Origin of the sequence: Burkholderia sp. Nafp2/4-1b, from assembly GCF_003635165.1 — a bacterium.
Classification (GTDB): domain Bacteria; phylum Pseudomonadota; class Gammaproteobacteria; order Burkholderiales; family Burkholderiaceae; genus Burkholderia.
Genome location: NZ_ML058606.1, coordinates 25,337 through 44,545, shown reverse-complemented (window position 1 = coordinate 44,545; position 19,209 = coordinate 25,337). Strand labels below are relative to the sequence as shown.

At 69.5% G+C, this 19,209-nt stretch carries 12 protein-coding genes; 7 read left to right on the top strand and 5 right to left on the bottom strand.

The annotated features are described in order from the left end of the window. Window positions 1-144: 144 nt before the first annotated feature. From C7H84_RS16130 to C7H84_RS16110, 4 genes are all read left to right on the top strand, one after another. Entirely contained in the window at window positions 145-357 is a 213-nt protein-coding gene (locus C7H84_RS16130) for a glycine zipper 2TM domain-containing protein (protein WP_011545020.1), read from the top strand. 220 nt (window positions 358-577) lie between these two features. Then, window positions 578-823, top strand: coding sequence for a hypothetical protein (locus tag C7H84_RS16125; protein ID WP_121859717.1), 246 nt, complete (start codon window positions 578-580; stop codon window positions 821-823). A 150-nt stretch (window positions 824-973) separates the two neighbouring features. Next, the gene (locus C7H84_RS16120) at window positions 974-1,900 is read left to right on the top strand and encodes a DMT family transporter (RefSeq protein WP_121859716.1); all 927 of its coding nucleotides are present in this window, start codon (window positions 974-976) and stop codon (window positions 1,898-1,900) included. Between the two features lie 366 nt (window positions 1,901-2,266). Then, entirely contained in the window at window positions 2,267-3,547 is a 1,281-nt protein-coding gene (locus C7H84_RS16110; protein WP_121859715.1) for an EAL domain-containing protein, read from the top strand. A 52-nt stretch (window positions 3,548-3,599) separates the two neighbouring features. On the opposite strand, the gene arfB is transcribed toward C7H84_RS16110, so the two are convergent. The 4 genes from arfB to recC are packed head-to-tail and all read right to left on the bottom strand — an operon-like array spanning window position 3,600 to window position 13,334. Further along, window positions 3,600-4,004 carry an alternative ribosome rescue aminoacyl-tRNA hydrolase ArfB gene (gene arfB / locus C7H84_RS16105; RefSeq protein ID WP_121859714.1) on the bottom strand — a complete coding sequence of 135 codons (405 nt, stop codon included), beginning with the start codon at window positions 4,002-4,004 and terminating at the stop codon, window positions 3,600-3,602. Then, window positions 4,001-6,301, bottom strand: coding sequence for an AAA family ATPase (locus tag C7H84_RS16100; RefSeq protein ID WP_121859713.1), 2,301 nt, complete (start codon window positions 6,299-6,301; stop codon window positions 4,001-4,003). The genes arfB and C7H84_RS16100 overlap by 4 nt, the downstream gene beginning before the upstream one ends. Next, a complete protein-coding gene (gene recB, locus C7H84_RS16095) occupies window positions 6,298-10,002 on the bottom strand; it encodes an exodeoxyribonuclease V subunit beta (RefSeq protein ID WP_121859712.1) in 3,705 nt (1,234 codons plus the stop codon). The genes C7H84_RS16100 and recB overlap by 4 nt, the downstream gene beginning before the upstream one ends. Then, window positions 9,999-13,334 carry an exodeoxyribonuclease V subunit gamma gene (gene recC / locus C7H84_RS16090; RefSeq protein ID WP_121859711.1) on the bottom strand — a complete coding sequence of 1,112 codons (3,336 nt, stop codon included), beginning with the start codon at window positions 13,332-13,334 and terminating at the stop codon, window positions 9,999-10,001. Before recC ends, recB begins: the two co-directional genes overlap by 4 nt. Before the next feature lie 181 nt (window positions 13,335-13,515). Between recC and C7H84_RS16085 the strand changes: the two genes are divergently transcribed. After that, a complete protein-coding gene (locus C7H84_RS16085) occupies window positions 13,516-15,807 on the top strand; it encodes an FUSC family membrane protein (protein ID WP_121859710.1) in 2,292 nt (763 codons plus the stop codon). Window positions 15,808-16,130: 323 nt separating this feature from the next. Next, complete coding sequence (locus C7H84_RS16080; protein ID WP_121859709.1) at window positions 16,131-17,498, top strand: amino acid permease; 1,368 nt, start codon at window positions 16,131-16,133, stop codon at window positions 17,496-17,498. A gap of 209 nt (window positions 17,499-17,707) precedes the next feature. On the opposite strand, the gene C7H84_RS16075 is transcribed toward C7H84_RS16080, so the two are convergent. Next, on the bottom strand, window positions 17,708-17,875 hold the full coding sequence (locus C7H84_RS16075) for a hypothetical protein (RefSeq protein ID WP_014897547.1): 168 nt from the start codon (window positions 17,873-17,875) through the stop codon (window positions 17,708-17,710). 253 nt (window positions 17,876-18,128) lie between these two features. Between C7H84_RS16075 and C7H84_RS16070 the strand changes: the two genes are divergently transcribed. Next, complete coding sequence (locus tag C7H84_RS16070) at window positions 18,129-19,172, top strand: Fe(3+) ABC transporter substrate-binding protein (protein WP_121859708.1); 1,044 nt, start codon at window positions 18,129-18,131, stop codon at window positions 19,170-19,172. Window positions 19,173-19,209: the final 37 nt, after the last annotated feature.

The window sequence follows — 19,209 nt, the reverse complement described above, 5'->3', positions numbered from 1 at the left end:
CGCAAGCGAAACAATTGATTACGAAACCGTACGAGGCTTAACAAGTGCTTACAGCAGCCCCGCAGCACGGCGCGTAGATTGGGGTCATGCGCGGCCGCCAGCCGGTCGCGCGCCCTCCGTTCAACTACCACAAGGACAACGATCATGAACTCGATTCGGCGTTTTGGGGTATGCGCCCTGCTCGTGGCAACGGTGGCCAGCCTGTCGGCCTGCGATTCGATGTCACGACGCCAGCGCGATACGGCAATCGGTGCCGGGGTCGGGGGTGTAGCGGGCGCGGCGATCGGCGGCAATGCGCTGTCGACGCTGGGCGGCGCGGCAGCCGGCGGCATCATCGGTAACCAGGTCGGCAAGTAAGCCAGGCCACCCGTTTTTGCCGCGTGACGCGCGGCATGGTTTGATTTCAGACGGCGTTTTCCGCATCGCGGAGGCGCCGTTTTTTGCATCGAGCGGCGGCACGCCCGCAGCGCATCCGACCGTATGCGGAAATGATCCGTTACCGTTTTGCGCACCGTGTCATCGCCGCGCGGCCTAAGCTTAAGCATCTGCCGATTGCCGGCGCCGCCGGAGAAACATCATGAACAGGACCTTCGTCGCCGCGGCGCTCGCGTGCGCGACACTCGCCGGCTGTTATTACCCGTACGGCTACTATCCGGCCGGCTATGCGGCGGCGCCGGTGCAGCCCGCGCCCGTGTATGTCGAGCCCGCTCCCGCGTACTACTACCCGGCGCCCGCCTATGCCCCCGCGTGGGGCGGTTACTGGGGACCCGCGGTGTCGCTGAACTTCGGCTTCGGCGGACGCGGCGGCTGGCACCATCACTGAACGGCTGAACCGGCCACGCGGCCGGTTCGCGGCGGCGGCGAGCGGGGATTCCAGGATTTCCCGTTTCTTGTCGTTTCATCCAGGCGTGAAACGACGGCACGGTTACGCGGTGTAAGATTCACCGCATCCCATCCCTCGCGTGCCACGTCGATGTCGCCCAAGAACGCCTTTCTGCTGACCATCCTCGCTGCCCTGTGGGGCGCGTCGTTCCTGTTCATCCGGATCGGCGTCGCCGAATTCGGCGTCGCGCCGCTGATGGCGTTGCGCGTGGGTATCGGCGCGCTGTTCCTGACCGGCCTCGCGCTGACGCGCTTCAGGCCTGCGGAGCTCGGCGCGCGGCTGCGCCGGCATGCGTGGCCGTTGTTCGTCGTCGGCGCACTGAACTCGGGCGCGCCGTTCTGCCTGTTCGCCTATGCCGAACTGACGCTGTCGGCCGGCGTGACGTCGGTGATCAACGCGACCACGCCGCTGTGGGGCGCGCTCGTCGCGTATCTGTGGCTGAAGGACAAGCTGTCGCTGCCGCGTGCACTCGGCCTCGTGATCGGTTTTGCCGGCGTGCTCACGCTCGTGTGGGACCAGGTCGCGAACGCTCACGGCAGCACCGGCGCCAGCGCGACCGCGCTGGCCGCCGCAGCCGCGCTCGGCGCGACGCTGTTGTACGGTATCGCGGCCAGCTACACGAAGCGCAAGCTGACCGGCGTCGATCCACTCGTCAACGCGACCGGCAGCATGATCGGCTCGACCGTGCTGCTGCTGCCGTTCGCGATCGCGACGTGGCCGGCCGCAGCGATCAGCACGCATGCATGGGGCGCCGTGCTCGCGCTCGGCATCGCGTGCACCGGCATCGCGTATTTCATCTTCTTCTACCTGATCGCGCATGTCGGGCCGGCGCGCGCGATTACCGTGACGTTCGTGATCCCGGTGTTCGGGCTGCTGTGGGGTGCACTGTTCCTGGGTGAACGCGTGTCGATCGCGATGATCGAAGGCTGCGCGATCGTGCTCGTCGGCACCGCGCTCGCGACCGGCGTGATCAAGCGGATTCCGGGGCTGGGCCCGCGCGGCGGCGAAGCGACCTGAGCGCGGGGAGAGGCGCGCACGAGGTCGGTGCATTAGCGCTTGTGGGTTGCAGGTTGCCGTTTCCCGGATCGCCCGCATTGTTCGCATGCAATGCACGCGCCTGAGCGACGCTGCCGCCGTGTGCACGACCGGCACCGTCGCGTGCTGCGGGCGCCGGCCCGGAAAGCCCCGCCCGGCGGTCGGTGTAGCGTTTGCGTCTGGAGTTACCCTGATACGCGCGTCACGCCATTGCCGTTACACTCGGAAAACTCATCCGCAGAAGGCGGTTACGATGCTCCACGTTCTTTCGCGTCCACCTGCGCGTGTGACGGCCGCGGCGTGGCGGCACGATATCGCCCGTCCCGCTCGCCACGGGGCACCGTTGACATGAAGCCCGCCCGCGACCTCTCGCTCGATTCCGTGCTCGAACGCCTGACGCCCACGCCCAGCGGCTGGATCGCCACGTATCGCGATACGACGCTGCGCAGCGTGTTTCAACCCGTGCTGTCGATCACGCACAAGCGCGTGGTCGGCTACGAAGCGCTGCTGCGGGTCGTGGACACCAACGGCACGCTGGTATCGCCGGTCGCGCTGTTCGACAAGACGCGCGCGGCCGCCGATGCACTGCTGCTCGACCGCCTCGCGCGCTGCCTGCATACGGCGAACTTCGTCGCGCAAGGCATCGGCGACGGCTGGCTGTTCCTCAACGTGACGCCGCGCGTGCTCGATTCGGGCCTCGTACAGCGCGAATTCGTCGAGGCGCTGTGCCGGCATTTCGGACTGCCGCCGAACCGCATCGTGCTGGAAGTCGTCGAGCAGCCGGCGCGCGACGAAGCGGCGCTCGCGCGAACGATCGACATGATCCAGCATCGCGATTTCCTGATCGCGATCGACGATTTCGGCACCGGCTTCTCGAACTTCGACCGCGTGTGGCGCGCGCGCCCCGACATCGTCAAGCTCGACCGCTCGCTCGTCGAGCGCGCGAATTCGTCGGCCGACGATCGCCGGATCATGCATCACCTCGTATCGATGCTCCACCAGGCCGGCGCGATGGTGCTTGCCGAGGGCGTCGAAAGCGACGATGCGCTGCAGACGCTGATGGAAGCCGACATCGATTTCGTCCAGGGCTTCCAGTTCGGCCAGCCCGATGGGTCGATCGTGCACGCGAGCGCCTCGGCGCCCGCCATGCTCGACGCCGCGTGGCAACGCTTCATCGGCAACCGGCATTCGCCGGCGAGCGCCGAGCAGCCGGGCTTCGACGCGATCGAACGGCTCGTGCTCGCCGGCGCCGCCGCGTTTTCCGCCAGCGGCAACCTGAACGACGCCGCGCAGCGTGTATTCACGGTGCCGGCCGCGCGGCGCGTGTTCGTCACGGACGAGATCGGCGAACAGTTCCTGCCGTCGATCGGCGCGCCGTCCGAGGACGGCCAGGCGAGCGGCACGCGGCTCTCGCCGCTGTTCCCGGAAACGCACAGCAACTGGTCGCGGCGCCCGTACTTCCAGCGCGCGGTCGCGGCACCGGGACGCGTCGCGCTGATGGGCCCGCACTTCTCGTTGACCGAGGGCCGCGACTGCTATACCGCGGCCGTTGCAATTCGCGCGCAAAGCCGCCTCGTCGTATTCTGCGTCGACTTCGTGCTCGACAGCGCCGGAACCGTGATGCGGTAGCAGCCCGCGGCGGACCGGTTCGCCCCGCCGCGCCGGCCGGATCAGCGTTTCGTCAGTCGATCACCTTCCCTCTTCCCGACTTCACTGTGCTGCGGCGCGACTTGTGTTCGAGCCGCCGCTCCTTCGATGCGCGCGTCGGCCGCGTCGCGACCCGTGCACGCGGCGTGTACGCGACGCTGCCGATCAACGCATCGAGCCGCGCGAGCGCCGCCTCGCGGTTCTTCTCCTGAGTGCGGTATTCCTGAGACTTGATCACGACGATGCCGTCGCGCGTGATGCGCTGATCCGACAGCGCAAGCAGCCGCTCCTTGATGACCGGCGGCAGCGACGACGCGCGGATGTCGAAGCGCAGGTGAATCGCGCTCGACACCTTGTTGACGTTCTGTCCGCCAGCGCCCTGCGCGCGCACGGCGGTCCATTCGACTTCGGCCGGATCGAGCGTGTAGCGGATCATCATCGCGACGCCTCCTTGCGGCGCCGCGCGAGCGCCTCGCCGACGCGGGCCGCCAGGCCCGAATCGCGTTGCGTGCGTGTCGCGACCGCCTGGGCCAGCACGCGCCGCGGGCCGATCACCTGCACGCGGGTGCGCGCACGCGTGACGGCCGTATAGACGAGCTCGCGCGTGAGCACGCGCCCGAACGACGCCGGCAGCACGAGCGCGGCCTCGTCGAATTCGGAGCCCTGCGATTTATGGACCGTGAGCGCGAACGCCGTTTCGTGCGGCGGCAGTGCGGCCGGCGACACCGCGCGCGCGGTGCCGTCCGCACGCCGGAACCACACGCGCAGCACACGTTGCGCATCCGGCAGCGCGATGCCGATGTCGCCGTTGAACAGCCCGAGCGCGTAGTCGTTGCGCGTCACCATGATCGGCCGCCCGGTGAACCAGTGTGCGCCGACCGCGAGCGGCACGCGCGCGGCTTGTCGCACGTGCGCGGCCACCAGCGCGTTGACGTGCTCGGCGCCGCGCGCGCCGGTGCGCGTCGCGCACAGGATCCGGAAGCGATTGAGCGCATCGAACAAGGGCAACGGATCGGGCACCGGCTCGGACAACGCGGTGCGCAATGCGTCGAGGTACGCACCGAATCGGCGCGCGAGTCGCTCGACCGTCGACGCGGCGAGCGTGTCACCCGCGTCGTCGTGGAACGATGCGGCAGCGGCATCGTCGCTCGGCAATGCGTCGAGCGCACCCTGCACGTCGCCGCGGCGGATCGCGAGCGACAGGCGGCCGATCGGCGAATCGAGGCCGAAGCGGTAATTGCGTTCGAGCCAGACGACGCAGTCGGCAAGCGGCGCGGGCGTGGGAGCGGGACGCGCGGCAGCGGTGGCGTCGGCTTGCGTTGTGGCGGTCGATGCGAGCGCCGGTTCTGCCGCATCGGCGGAATCGAATGGCGCGAGCTCGACCGCGTCGAGCCAGGCGAGTTCGTCGGGCTCGATCCATGCGGGACCGGCACCCGCGGAGATGCGATCCGTATCGGCCGATACCGGTGCCGCAGACTGCACCGAAGCGGCCGGCGGCTCGACATCCGCCGGGGAAACCGGTTCGTCCTGAGGCTCACCGTCGAACAGCGATGCCTGGCGCGTATCCACGTTCCGCCGTGCCGCCGGCTTGCGCGCGGCAGTCGCAGGCAACGGAGCCGATGCTGGCGGTGAAGCCGGCGCGGCAATCGCGTCCGGTGCCTCACCATCCGGCACCGGCAACGCGGCGACGAAGGCCGCTTCGTCGATCCCGAGCGCTTGCGCTATGCGCGTGCACGCCGCGGCGGTAAACGTCGGGCGGGCGCTGAGTTCGGCGAACACGGCGCCGGCCTCCACCGCGGCCAGCTGATCCTTGTCGCCGAGCAGCACGAGCCGTGCGCCCGGCGCGAGCGCGTCGAGCAGATGCGCGGCGAGCGCGACGTCGATCATCGACGCCTCGTCGACCACGATCAGGTCGTACGGCAACGGATTGTCGCGATGATGGCGGAAGCCGGCCGCGCCCCCGCCGCCCAGCAGCCGATGCAGCGTGTAGGACGTGTCGGGCAGGCGCGCGGCAAGGTCGGGCGGCAGGTCGCCCGCGCGCGCATGCAGCGCTTCCTGCATCCGCTGCGCGGCCTTGCCGGTCGGTGCCGCGAGCGCGATGCGCAACCCGGGATGCGCGTCGAGCAGACACGCCAGCACGCCGACGACGGTCGTCGTCTTGCCGGTGCCGGGGCCGCCGCTGACGATCGTCACGCGCCCGGTCAGCGCAACGATCGCCGCGACGCGCTGCCAGTCCACATCGCCCGTCGCCGGCCCGAAGTAGCGCGTGAGACTATCGCGCAACCGGTCGGGCGCCAGCGCGTCGCCCGGTGCGGCGACACCGGCCTGCGTGACCAGCGCATCGGCAAGGCGCCGCTCGTAGTCGAAATAGCGCGACAGATACAGATGGTCGTGCCGGTCGACGATCAGCGGCCGCTCGTCGCCGCGCGCAAGTGTGCCGAACGCGACCACACCGCTCGCGGCAAGCGCCGCGCGCACCGCGTCGACGGATTCCTCGTAACGCTGCGCAAGCGCGCCGAGCGCGACACACACGTGACCGCCCGCGGTCGCGCGGCTCGTCGCGAACGCGGCACGCGCGGCCCAGCGCGCCGCCGCGGCCGGCGCGCCCGCGCGGCGCGACAGGTCGCCAATGCGGCGCGCGAAGCCTTCCGCGAGCGCGATGCCGAAATCCGCCGGCTCGGGCAAGCGCGCGACGAGGCCGCCGGTGAATTCGAGCGTATCGTCGGACACGTTCATGCGCGGCCCCCTTCCATCATCCGGTCGAGCGCGTCGACGAGTTCGCGCGCGGGCCGCCGCGCATGCACGCCGGCTGGTGCGCCGCCGCTGCGCCAGCCGGGCCGCACGCCACGCACGAACAGGTACAGATAGCCCGCGATATGCGTGTCGTAGTCGTAGTCGGGCAAGCGCCCGCGCAGATAGCGATGCAGCGCGACCGTATAGAGCAGCGCCTGCAGGTGATACGCGTGATCGGCCATCGCGACGTCGAGCGCGCGCGGGCCGTAGGCATCCGGCGTATTGCCGAGATGGTTCGACTTCCAGTCGACGATCCAGAAGCGGCCATCGTGTTCGACGATCATGTCGATGAAACCCTTGATGAAACCGGCGAGCGTGCCGGTGTCCAGTGCAACGTCCGGATAGCCGTGCGCGACCAGCAGCCGGCGCAGCGCACCCAGGTCGAGCGCCGGCGTCGGGAACAGGAAACCCATTTCGTCGAGCCGCCGGGCGGGATCGAGATCCGCGAGCCGCATGCCCGGCACGAGCTCCGTACGCACGACGTCGCCGACGAGCCGCGCCATCATCGCCGGCAGGCGCGCCGCGAGTTCGGGCTCGGCCTCGACCGGCCGGTCATGCAGCGCGCCGAGCGCGGCCTGGTGCCACGATTCGGGCTCGGTGAAGCGGCTGAGTTCGAACAGGCGGTGCAGGCACTCGCCCGCGGCCGCCCCGCGCGGAAACACGAGGATGTCGTCGTCCGGCGGCTCGGCCGCGACCGTGTCCGCGATGGCAAACGCATCGTCCGGCGCCACGCTGGCCAGTGCATCGTGATCGGGCCGCAGCTCGTCGTCCGGCACGGCCGCGACGCCCGCCTCTTCGCGCGCCATCGATGCGGTCAGCGAACTGAAGCTCGCCATCCGCCACGTGTCGCGCAGCACGCGCGTCGCGTGACGCGCCGCGAGCGCTTGCGATGCATCGTGACCGGCCGCGAGCCGCTCACGACGCGCCGGAACCGGCAACGGCGCAACGCTCACCGGCCCGCCGGCCAACGCTTGCCACGCGGCATCGAGCGCCGCTTCGTCGGGCGGCTCGTCGAGCCACGCGTCGAACGACTGGCCCGCGCCGGCCACGAGCCAGTTGAGCACGCTGCGCCGGGCCTCGCGGGTCGAACGCGACGACAGGTACGGCCCGGCAACGAGATAGCACCGATAGACCGCGCGCGTTAGCGCCACATAGACGAGTCGCGCACGCTCGGCCGCCTGCTCGCGCAGCGCCTGGCGTGCGGCATGCGCGGCGGCTTCGTCGTCGCACCCGTAATGCAGCACGGCGTCGCCGGCATCGTCGTGATACTCGCGCGCGTCGGGCAATCCCGACGCGGGTGGCTCGCGCAGCCCGCCGTCGTTCAGGAACGGACAGAACACGACCGCGTATTCGAGGCCCTTCGACTTGTGCACGGTCACGATCTGCACGAGGTTGCGATCTGATTCGAGACGCAGCTGCGCCTCCTCGCCACCGCCGTCGAGCCGTTGCGCGGCGAGCCAGCGCAGCGTCGGCGCGATGCCCGGCTGCGCGGACGCGCGCGCCTGCGTCAGTTCGGCCAGATGGTTGATGTCGGTCACGCGTCGCTCGCCGTCCGCGCCGGCCATCAACCGCTCGGCGATCCGCAACTCGCGCGTGAACGTGCGCCACATCACCGCGAAGCCGCGTTCGCGCCACAGCAGCCGATAGCGCGAAAAGCGCTCGACCCAGCTCATCGCGTCCGCTCCGTCGACGGCTTCGCGCGACGCGTCGCCGTCGCCCTGCTCCATCCGCCACAGCGCACCTGCATCGAGGCCGAACCAGTCGGCCGCGAGCGCCGAACGCAGACGCCGCAGGTCGCCCGGCGCATCGATCGCGGCAAGCACGCGTTCGAGCTGCTCCGCGTCGCTGGTCGAAAACACCGACGCCTGTGCGAGCTCGACGCTGCCGATGCCCCACGTGGCGAGCACGCGCTTCACGAGGCTGCCCTGCCGGTGCGTCTGCACCAGCACTGCGATGTCGCCCGGCGACAGCGGCGTGTTGCCGAGCCGCGCCTGCCCGTCGCGTGCGCCGCGCATCAGCCGGGCAATTTCGGCCGCGCACGCCTGCGCGGCCTGCGCCTGAGCGTCGCGCTTGAGCAGCGTGCCTTCGCCGCCCGGCAGCGTCCAGATCCGGAAATCGCCGGCCGTGCCGCGATCGGTCTCGTCGAAGAACGGTGCGCGCAACCGCGTGCCCGCCCGCACCGCGTAGTAGTCGAGGCCATCGAGCACGAACGCGCGCGGGTTCGACATGAAGAAGCGATTGCATGCGTCGACGATCGCCGGCGTCGAGCGCTGGTTGACCGCGAGCGTATAGCACGCGCTCGCGCTGGCCCGCGCGGCGAGATAGGTATGCAGATCCGCCGCGCGGAAGCTGTAGATCGCCTGCTTCGGATCGCCGACGAGAAACAGCGGGCCGCCCGGCGCGAAGATCCGGTCGAAGATCGCGAACTGCAGCGGATCGGTGTCCTGGAATTCGTCGATCAGCGCGGCCGGATAACGTGCGCGCAGCGTCTCGGCGAGCCACGGATGCGCATGCAGCGCGTGATACAGGTTCGCGAGCAGATCGTCGAACGACACGACGCGGCGCGTGCGCTTGCGTTCGGCAAGTTCGCCGGGCGCGGTGTCGAGCCAGTCGGCGATCAGTGCGAGCCAGCGCGCCTGCTGCGCGGCCTCGGCGGCGGCCACCGCCGCTTCGAGCGCATCGGCCACGTCGAAGAACGCATGTTCGGGTGTCGCACCGCCCTTTTTCGTCGCCTTCACGAGCGCGGTGCGCGTGAGCTTGAGCGCCGCCTTCGGCAGCGCGGCCGTCGCGTCGCCCTGCGCGAAATGCGCGGACCACGCGGCGAGCGCATCGGCAACCGCGTCGGGCTTGTGCGAGCGCTGGTTGAGCGCGGGCTGCGCGATGCGCAGCAACGCGTCGATCGCATCGCGCTCGTCGGCCCACATGCGCGCCGCCTCAGCGAAGCACTCGGCCGCGGCGGCTTCCGCCGCTTCGTCCGGCTCGACGACACCGTCCCAGCGCAGCGCGGCAAGCGGCTTCTTCAGCCGCCGCGCGAGGTGCGCGTCGAGCGCGGCCGGGCCGGCGCCCGAATCGACGAGCCACGTCGCGAAGCCGGGCCAACGTGCGGCCATCGGCTCGACGCGCGTGCGCCAGAAATCCGCGGCGAGCTCGAAGCGCAACGCCGCATCGTCGGCCTGCATGTCGAACGCGAACGGCATCGCGGCCGCGAACGGCGCTTCCTGCAGCGCGCGCTGGCAGAACGCGTGGATCGTGTGGATCGCGGCCTGGTCGAATGCGCGCAGCGCGCGGCGGATCCGCTTCGCGGCCGTCTCGGCATCAAGCGCGCCGGCTGCGCCGAGCGTCGTCTCGAGCAGCCGCGCGACGAACGGATCGCCCCCGTCGTCACCGGTGTCGAGCGCATGCGCGAGCTGTGCGAGCCGCCCGCGGATCCGCTCGTGCAGCTCGGCGGTCGCCGCTTTCGTGAAGGTCACGACGAGGATTTCGTCCGCGCCGAGATCCTTCTCGAGCAGCAGCCGCACATAGAGCGCGCAGATGTTCCACGTCTTGCCGGTGCCGGCCGACGCCTCGATCTGGTTGACGCCGTCGAGCGGACACGCGAACACGTCGAGTTCGAGCGCCGCCTGCGGCTGGGGCACGGCGCTCATGCGACCTCCTTCAGGTGTTCCAGCATCGGCTCGAACACGAGCCGCGCGAGCGTGCCGAACGGTTCGTCGAGCGACGGATGCGCGCCGCGCCATGCAATCGCGATCGCCGGATCGTCGGCCTCGCTCACCACGCGTTCGTTGATCCAGACGCTTGCAGCCTTCGCCTCGCCGTCGGAAACGCGCGCCCAGGCGCTGCGCGGGAAGAACCGCAGAGGCATGCGCCGCCCCGCGCGAAACAGCGCGGCGAGCGGCGCGAGACGCTCGAGCGGCGCTGCAACCGGCGTGAGTTCGAACGCGCCGCCGCTGCCGAACCACAACGTGCGGCGCGGGCCGTCGGGTACCACCGCGCAGTAGACGAGGTGCGCGAGCCACGCGGACAGATAGTCGCGCGCGCTCGGCCGCGCATAGCGATAGATGATCTGGCCGGCCGGTGTCAGCCGGTTCAGCGTGCCGTGCAGCTCGAGCGGCGCACTCACCGCATCGCCCGACAGCATCGCGTCATCGGCGCCGAACAGCGCCTGGTCGGTGTCGGGCCAAGCAGGCGCGATCGCGAGCGTGAACGGCCGCCGCTCCATTCCGTCGGCCAGCGCACGGCGCACGTTCGACGCAAGCTGCGTCATCGAGCCGAGCGCCTGGTCGCGCCACACCGCGCCTGTTGCACCGCCCGGCAATTCCGGGCTGGCATCCGCGATGCGCAGCGCATGATCGTGCACGGACCCTTCGTCCGATTCGATCAAAAGCGGCAGCACGCGCTCGGCGAGCGCGTCGCTGCCGGCGAAGTCGAGCGCGAACGGCTCGGTGTCGAGCAGTTCGGCCTGCGCATCGGACAGCACGATGCCGAGCCGTGCGCGCAGCAGCGCACGGGCCGGATGGCGCCAGAAACGTTCGAACTCGGTGAACGCAACCGGCTCGACCGGCTCGGCCGGCAGCGGCTGCGCGAAGAACGGTTGCTCGCGTGTCGCGTCGCGTGCGGCTTCGGCCGCCAGCAGCGACGCAAGCGTCGCGCGCTCGGCGTCGTACGACGCCAGTTCGCTGCCGGGCCGGAAGTACTCGGCCGCGAACGGCTGCAGCGGATGCTCGACGATGAACGCGCGCCGTGCGGCATCGACCGCGTCGGGTGCGGCGTCAGCGCCGGCCGTGACGAGCGCGAGATGGTCGAGCAGTTCGTCGACGAGAGCCGCGGGCGGCAACGGTGCGTTGTCGCGGATGCTGCGCCCCGTATAGGCGATCAGCAGCCGGTCGCGCGCGGCGAGCAGCAGGTCGAGAAACAGGTTGCGCTCGTCGTCGCGGCGCTGCCGGTCGCCGAGCTTCGGCAGCACGGCCATCAGGTCGAACTCGTCCGCGCGCGCAAGGCTCGGCAGCACGCCGTCGTCCATCCCGAGCAGGCACACGACGCGGTACGGCAAGCCGCGCAAGCTCGTCAGCGACGAGAACGTGACGCCGCCCCACGGCACCCCGCCGCGCGCCGGATCGTCGAGCGCGGCTGCCAGCCCCGCGCGCACGACGGCCGCGGGCAACGCCTCGTCAGGGGCGCCTTCGGTCATCGCGGCGAGCATCGCGTCGAGCGCGTCGCGCACGCCCGCGAGCGCATCGGCATAGGCCGCACCGGAGTCGAAGAAGCGCGCGAGCGTGTCGGCGAACAGTTCGCTCCATGAGCGCGGCGTGTGCGCGTCCGCGAGCCGCCGCGCGAAACCGTCGAGATCGTCGGTGAAGCGCGCGAGCCGGCCGAGCAGTTCGGCTTCGCTGCCCGTGGCCGCCTCGATCGGCAGCCATGCGCCGACCGGTGCCGCGCCTTCCGGCATCGCATAGCCGAGGAAGAGCCGCGCGAGCGCATCGGAAAACGTATGGCGCGGTGCCGGCACCGCCGCATCGTCGCTCGCCGTCGGCGACAGCCCGCGCCGCGCACCGGCGGCCGCGAGCCAGGTCTGCACCGTTTCGAGCGCGGCCGCATCGATGCCGTAACGAGCCGCCACCGCGTCGACGCGCAGCCATTCGACCAGTTCGGGCGCGCCGACCTGCCGCTCCGGCAACGCGAGCCATTCGAGCAGCACGCGTGCGATCGGATTCGCCTGCGACGGCGGCAGCCCGGTGATCCGGTAAGGCACGCGCGCGCCGCCGGCGCCCGCCGTGCCGAACACCGCATCGATCAGCGGCCCGGCCGCCGCGAGATCGGCGACCGCCACCAGCACGTCGGACGGCTGCAGCGTCGCGTCGGCATCGAACCATGCGAGCAGGCGGTCGTGCAGCACCTCGAGCTGGCGCGCGAGGCTATGGCACACGTGCACCTCGATCCCGCGCTCGGCCGGCGCGTCGCCGAGTTCGGCCTCCGGCTGCAGGTCGAGGATCGCGTTCTGCACCCGCGCGAGCCAGGTGGGCGCGGGATTCCCGACGAAACGCGACGCGTCCCCTGATGCCGCGCTTTCAGTCAGTTCGTGCAGCATGTGCAGCTGCGCCTGCGACTGGCGGCCCCACTCCGCGAGCAGCGGATGGCCGACTTCCTGGTAGTCGAGCCGGCCGGCCGCATCGAGCGCCTCCGCATGCGCGGCGGTGACGATGTCGAACCAGAATTCGCGGCACGGGTTGAGCGCATAGATGCGCACGTCGATCCAGCGCGACAGCTCGCGCAGCAGCGCGACGTGCAGCGGCGGCATCGTCGGCAGCGCGAACACGCTGACCGATTCGGGCCAGCGGGCGCGCGCGACGGCGTCGCCGTCGAGATGACGCGCCTCGACGAGAAAGCGATGTGCGGGCGGCGTGCCGCTGTCGCTCAGCTCCGCGAGCAGCGCGCGCCACAACGCGGCCTGCCACTGCTCGTCGTCGCGCGCGGCATCGCTGATTCCGCGCGGCGCGGCGTCGCCCGCGAGCACCGACTCGCCGGCCTGCCACGCGGCCAGCCATTCGGGCCGATAGGTCAGGTAGTGATCGAGCACGGCCGCGACGCGCTGCGCGAGCTCGTAGCGCATCGCGTCGTCCGCCGCGGACAGATACGCGGCAAGCCGCGGCGACGCGAGCCACGGCGCACCGGCCGCCTGCGCGAAGAGCCGATAGCAGCGCCACACGAGGCGATCGGGCGCGAACGGCGAGCGCGCGGGCACCGTCAGCACGCGGCCGATCTGCGCCCACAGCCATTGCGCGAGATACGTGAACTCGACGTTCGCGCATACGCCGTGGCGCGCGGCGATGTCGAGTTCGAGACGGCGGCGCAGCGCAGCGCTCGGCACGATGACCTGTTGCGGCGCCCACGGGCCGTTGCGGGCCGGGAATGCGGCCAGGTCGTCGAGCAGCGCGTCGGCCAGCGTTTCGTGACGGTTCGAGTAGAAGAGATGGAGCATGAAGCGGATGTCGGAGCGTCGCACGGGCCCGGCCGCGCGAACAGGAGCACCAAGGATAGCAAAAGGGCCGGCGCGGCGGACCTCGGCCGAAAGGCCAGGTTTTGCGGACCGCGAAATACGATAGACTCGTCGCCAGTCAATACGCCGCTCCGGGCGTCTTCGTCTGTCATTCAGCCCATCGATGCGCTATTCGGTCGAAATCAGAAAGTTTTTCTACAGCCAGTACTTTTTCGGCGGCCTGCGGATCGCGGTCGGCGTGTCGCTGCCGGCCGTGCTGTGCCTGATCGTGTTTCACAACCGGGATCTCGGCTTCACGATCTCGACCGGCGCGCTCGGCGCGTGCGTGGTCGACATGCCGGGCCCGCTGAAGTACAAGCACAACGAAATGCTCGCGTGCAGCGTGATCGGCTTCCTGGCCGCGCTCGCGACCGGCCTCGCCACGCCGAACATCTTCGCGCTGTGGCTGACCATCGTGCCGCTCACGTTCGTGCTGTCGCTGATCGTCGTCTACGGCAACCGCTGGCCGCAGATCAGCTTCGCGACGCTGTTCATGATGGTGATGACGCTCGAAGAGAAGTTCACGCCGCTGCAGGCGTTCATCAATGCCGGCTGGATTCTCGCGGGCGGCCTCTGGTACACGTACTGGGCGACGCTCGTGTCGCAATGGCAGGCGCGCCGCATCGAGCAGCAGGCGCTCGCCGAGAGCCTGTTCGCGTGCGCCGACTACCTGCTCGCACGCGCACAGTTCTACGATCTCGACGCCGATCTCGACGAGTGCTACCGCAATCTCGTCGCGAAGCAGATCACCGCGGTCGAAACGCAGGAAACCGCGCGCGACATCGTGCTGCGCAACCTGCCGAAGCTGCGCCGCGGCAAGCTCGATCCCGGCCGCACGACGATGTACAACCTGTTCATCAACAGCGTCGACCTGCACGAGCTGTTCGTGGGCGCGCACACCGACTACCCGCTCGTGCGCAACACGTTCGGCGGCTCGGACCTGATCATTTTCTATCGCGACCTGATCCGCAAGGCGGCCGCCGATCTCGAGGAGATCGGCCTCGCGGTGCTCGAGAACCGCGCGCCGCATTCGCGGATCAGCGTGAAGGCCGAACTGCGCGCGATCGAGTACGAGATCGAGCTGATGCGCAAGAAGAACTTCCCGGCCAGCAACGCGGAAGCATACGCGGCGGTGCTCGCGACGTTCCGGCGCATCTGGAGCGCGACGCGCCTGATCGACCGGATGCGCCGCAACCTGTCGGGCCATGCCGACCCGCAGCAGACCGAACTGAAGATCGACAAGGCGCTCACGCGCTTCCTGCAGCGGCGCCGGATGTCGCCGCTGCTGATCTTCTCGAACCTGAACATGCGCTCGCCGAGCTTCCGCCATGCGCTGCGCGTGACGATCGCGGTGGCGGTCGGCTTCTGGCTCGGCCGCCTGCTGCCGCTCACGAACGCGTACTGGATCGTGATGACCACCATCATCATCCTGAAGCCCGGCTATTCGCTGACCAAGCAGCGCAACGCGGCGCGTATCGTCGGCACGCTGATCGGCTGTGCGGCGAGCGTCGCGCTGATCTACACGGTCAAGGATACGCACCTGCTGATCGCGATCATGTTCGGGTCGATGGTGATGAGCTACAGCCTGCTGCTGTTCAACTATGCGGCGAGCGTCGTGTTCACGTCGTCGTACGTGCTGCTGATGTTCCACCTGCTCGCGCCGGGCAGCATGCGGATCATCGGCGAGCGCGCGATCGACACCGTGGTCGGCTGCATGATCGCGATCGCCGCGAGCCGCCTGTTCCCGTACTGGGAATACCGGCTGATGGGCAAGCTCGTCACCGACATGCTGACGTCGACCCGCAAGTATTTCGAAGCCGTGTGGCGCGTCGGGCGCGGCGCGGCGCCGCCCGCCGTGCCGACCGCTGACGGTGCTGCCGTCGTGCCGGTCGTCGCCGCGGCGATCGAGGCGCCCGCCACGACGCTCGACGACGACTACCGTTACCGCCTCGCGCGCAAGGACGTGCACATCGCGTTCGCGAACCTCGGCCAGGCGTTCCAGCGGATGATGATCGAGCCGAAGGCGCACCAGCGCTTCGTGCCGGAACTGAACGATCTGCTCGTGCAGACACACGTGCTCGGTGCGCAGATCACCGCCGCCGCGCCGCTGATCCGCAGCGCGTGCGCGGTGGACGAGCACCTCGCTCACGACGACGCGCTGCACCGCGGCCTCGCCGCCGTGCTCGATAACCTCGAGAAGGCGGAAGCCGGCGAGCCGCCGCCGGCCGATCAGCTCGAGGCGACGAAACAGCTCACGCGTGACCTCGATGCAATGGTCGTGTCCGCGGAAAAATCCGACGCCGTGGGCGCCGACCTCACGCACGACCTGAAGGTGCTCGCGCACCAGTGCAAGCAGATGCTCGCGTCGTCGCTGCTGATCCGCAAGGACGCGAGCGTGATCCGCCTGCCCGCATGACGGCATGACCGCATGACCGCATGACCGCATGACGTTGTTCCATCCCCGGTCGCCCGCGCAAGCGGGCCGGCCAGCGACGCTCCCGTTTCCCGCAACACCCTCCGCAGCATGCTCCGCCCGCCCCACGCGGCCCGCGCGCACCCCGCGCGACCGCACACTCCCGATTTCCCCGATTGCGCCACTCAGGGAATACCCAATTCCGGTTCCATGGCCCGGCTTGTTATCATTCGTTCACATTTTAAGTTGTATAGACAACTTGCGCCCACGGACCGGCCCCGCTCGCCCGGTCCGTCGCATAACGGCATAACGATATCGGAGACTCGATGAAAAACTTGCAGCGCCATCTGAGCGCGCGGCACATCCGCTTCCTCGCGCTGGGCTCGGCGATCGGCACCGGCCTGTTCTACGGCTCGGCGTCCGCGATCCAGCTCGCCGGGCCGGCGGTGATCCTGGCCTATATCCTGGGCGGCGCGGCCGTCTACATGGTGATGCGCGCGCTCGGCGAGATGGCCGTGCGCGAACCCGTCGCCGGCTCGTTCGGCCATTACGCGACCGAGAACCTCGGCCCGTTCGCGGGCTTCGTCACCGGCTGGACCTACACGCTCGAAATGGTGATCGTCGCGATCGCCGACATCACCGCGTTCGGTATCTACATGGGCTTCTGGTTCCCGGACGTCCCGCAATGGATCTGGGTGCTCGGCGTCGTCGCGGTCATCTGCGGGCTGAACCTGTGCCACGTGAAGGTGTTCGGCGAGCTCGAGTTCTGGCTGTCGATCATCAAGGTCGGCGCGATCGTCGCGATGATCGGCGGCGGCGTCGCGATCCTGCTGGCCGGCATGCACTTCGGCCATTCGGCCGACGTGCCGACGTTCGCGAACCTGTGGAACCATGGCGGCTTCTTCCCGAACGGGATCGGCGGGCTGATCGCGTCGCTGTCGGTCGTGATCTTCGCGTACGGCGGCATCGAGGTGATCGGGATGAGCGCCGGCGAGGCGAAGGATCCGGAACGCGTGATTCCGCGCGCGATCAACGCGGTGCCCGCGCGCATCCTGCTGTTCTACGTGCTGACGATGGTCGTGCTGATGTCGATCAGCCCGTGGACCGGCGTCGGCAACGACGGCAGCCCGTTCGTGCAGATCTTCTCGGCGCTCGGCGTGAAGTCGGCCGCGACGATCCTGAACCTGGTGGTGATCAGCGCGGCGATCTCGGCGATCAACAGCGACATCTTCGGCGCGGGCCGGATGATGTTCGGGATGGCGCGGCAAGGCCAGGCGCCACGCGTGCTGATGACGACGTCGCGCCACGGCGTGCCGTGGGTCACGGTGCTCGTGATGGCCGGCGCGCTGCTGGTCGGCGTGGTGCTGAACTACCTGATGCCGAAGGACGTGTTCCTGGTGATCGCGGCGATCGCGACGTTCGCGACCGTGTGGGTGTGGCTGATGATCCTGCTGTCGCAGGTCGCGATGCGCCGTCGCCTGTCGAGCGCGGAAGTCGCGGCGCTGAAGTTCAAGGTGCCGCTGTGGCCCGTCGCGCCCGCGCTGACGATCGCGTTCATGGGTTTCGTGATCGTGATGCTCGGCTGGTTCGAAGACACGCGTGTCGCGCTCTACGTCGGCGCGGCATGGCTCGTGCTGCTCGCGCTCGTGTTCTACGGGCGAATCCGCCCGAAGTTCGCGCCTGCGTCACGTTGACGCACGACTGACCGTTCCGTGCGGGGCGCCGGCTTCGGCGCCCGCGTTTCTCCCGACGGAACGGAACGGGACCAGACGAGACGCGTCGCGCGTCGCCCGCCGCGGCTTCTCCCCTTCCCGCCGTTCCCCTACCTCGCTGCCTGCCGGACCGGGCCGCACTGCGATCGTGCGCATCGGCGCCCACGCCTGCGTGGGCGGCTACACCTGCGTCAGTGCGACGCGGCGCTCGCGCTCGCAGCCTCGGCCGGATGGGCCTCGTCGTACGCGCGCTTCTGCGAGATCGCGTTATACAGGATCGTCCCGATCACGAGCAGCACGGCCACGACGATCAGGATGCTCACGTTGCGGACAGGGTTCTTCTTGCGCTGATCGTTCATGGTCGGTGCGGCTCCGTCGAATTCGTTGAAGCGGGCATTCTACGCGCTTGCGCCCGCGCTGCGACGCCGTGTTTCGTCCCCCCCTCCCCCCCCCCCCCGCCTCCTTCCGCCGCGGTTCCGAAAGCTTTCATTTGATAATCATTCCCATTCCGATCTAGAATCCGAAATCTTTCTATTTGTAATGTTTCGGGTCACTCGGGCGGCAGGCACGCCCCGGAACACCTCTTCGTTCGCCTGCCTCACCGGAGTCTCCATGTCGAATTCGCGCACCCGCCTGCTGCCGCTCGCCGGCGCCCTCGCCGTTGCCGCCGCCGCGTTCGCGCCGCTGGCCCAGGCCGCCGAGGAAGTGAGCCTGTACACCACCCGCGAGCCGAAGCTGATCCAGCCGCTGATCGACGCGTTCACGAAGCAGAGCGGCGTCAAGGTCAACACGGTGTTCGTGAAGGACGGCCTGCTCGAGCGCGTGAAGGCGGAAGGCGCGCAGTCGCCGGCCGACGTGCTGATGACGGTCGACATCGGCAACCTGCTCGATCTGGTCGACGGCGGGCTCGCGCAGCCGGTCCGCTCGAAGGTGCTCGACGACGCGATTCCCGCGAACCTGCGCGGCGCGCAAGGCGACTGGTACGCGCTGTCGCTGCGCGATCGCGTGCTGTACGTGGAAAAGGACCTGAAGGTCGACGCGTTCCGCTACGAGGATCTCGCCGATCCGAAATGGAAGGGCAAGGTCTGCATCCGCTCGGGCCAGCATCCGTACAACACGGCGCTCGTCGCGGCGATGATCGCGCACGACGGCGAAGCCGCGACGGAAAAGTGGCTGCGCGGCGTGAAGGCGAACCTCGCGCGCAAGGCGACGGGCGGCGACCGCGACGTCGCGCGCGACATTCTCGGCGGCATTTGCGACGTCGGCCTCGCGAACGCGTACTACGTCGGCCACATGAAGAACGCGGAAGCCGGCAGCGATGCGCGCAAGTGGGGCGACGCGATCAAGGTCGTGCGCCCGACGTTCGCGAACGCGAAAAGCGGCGGCACGCACGTCAACATCAGCGGCGCGACGGTCGCGAAACACGCGCCGCACAAGGCCAACGCGGTGAAGCTGCTCGAGTACCTGGTGTCGCCGGAAGCGCAGGCGCTGTATGCGCAGGCGAACTATGAATACCCGGTGCGGGCGAACGTGAAGCTCGATCCGGTGATCGCGAGCTTCGGCACGCTGAAGGTCGACCCGCTGCCGCTGGCCGACATCGCGAAGCACCGCAAGGCGGCCAGCCAGCTCGTCGACAAGGTCGGTTTTGACAACTGACGCACCGTTGGTCCCCGCGCGCCGCCGGCCGTTCCGT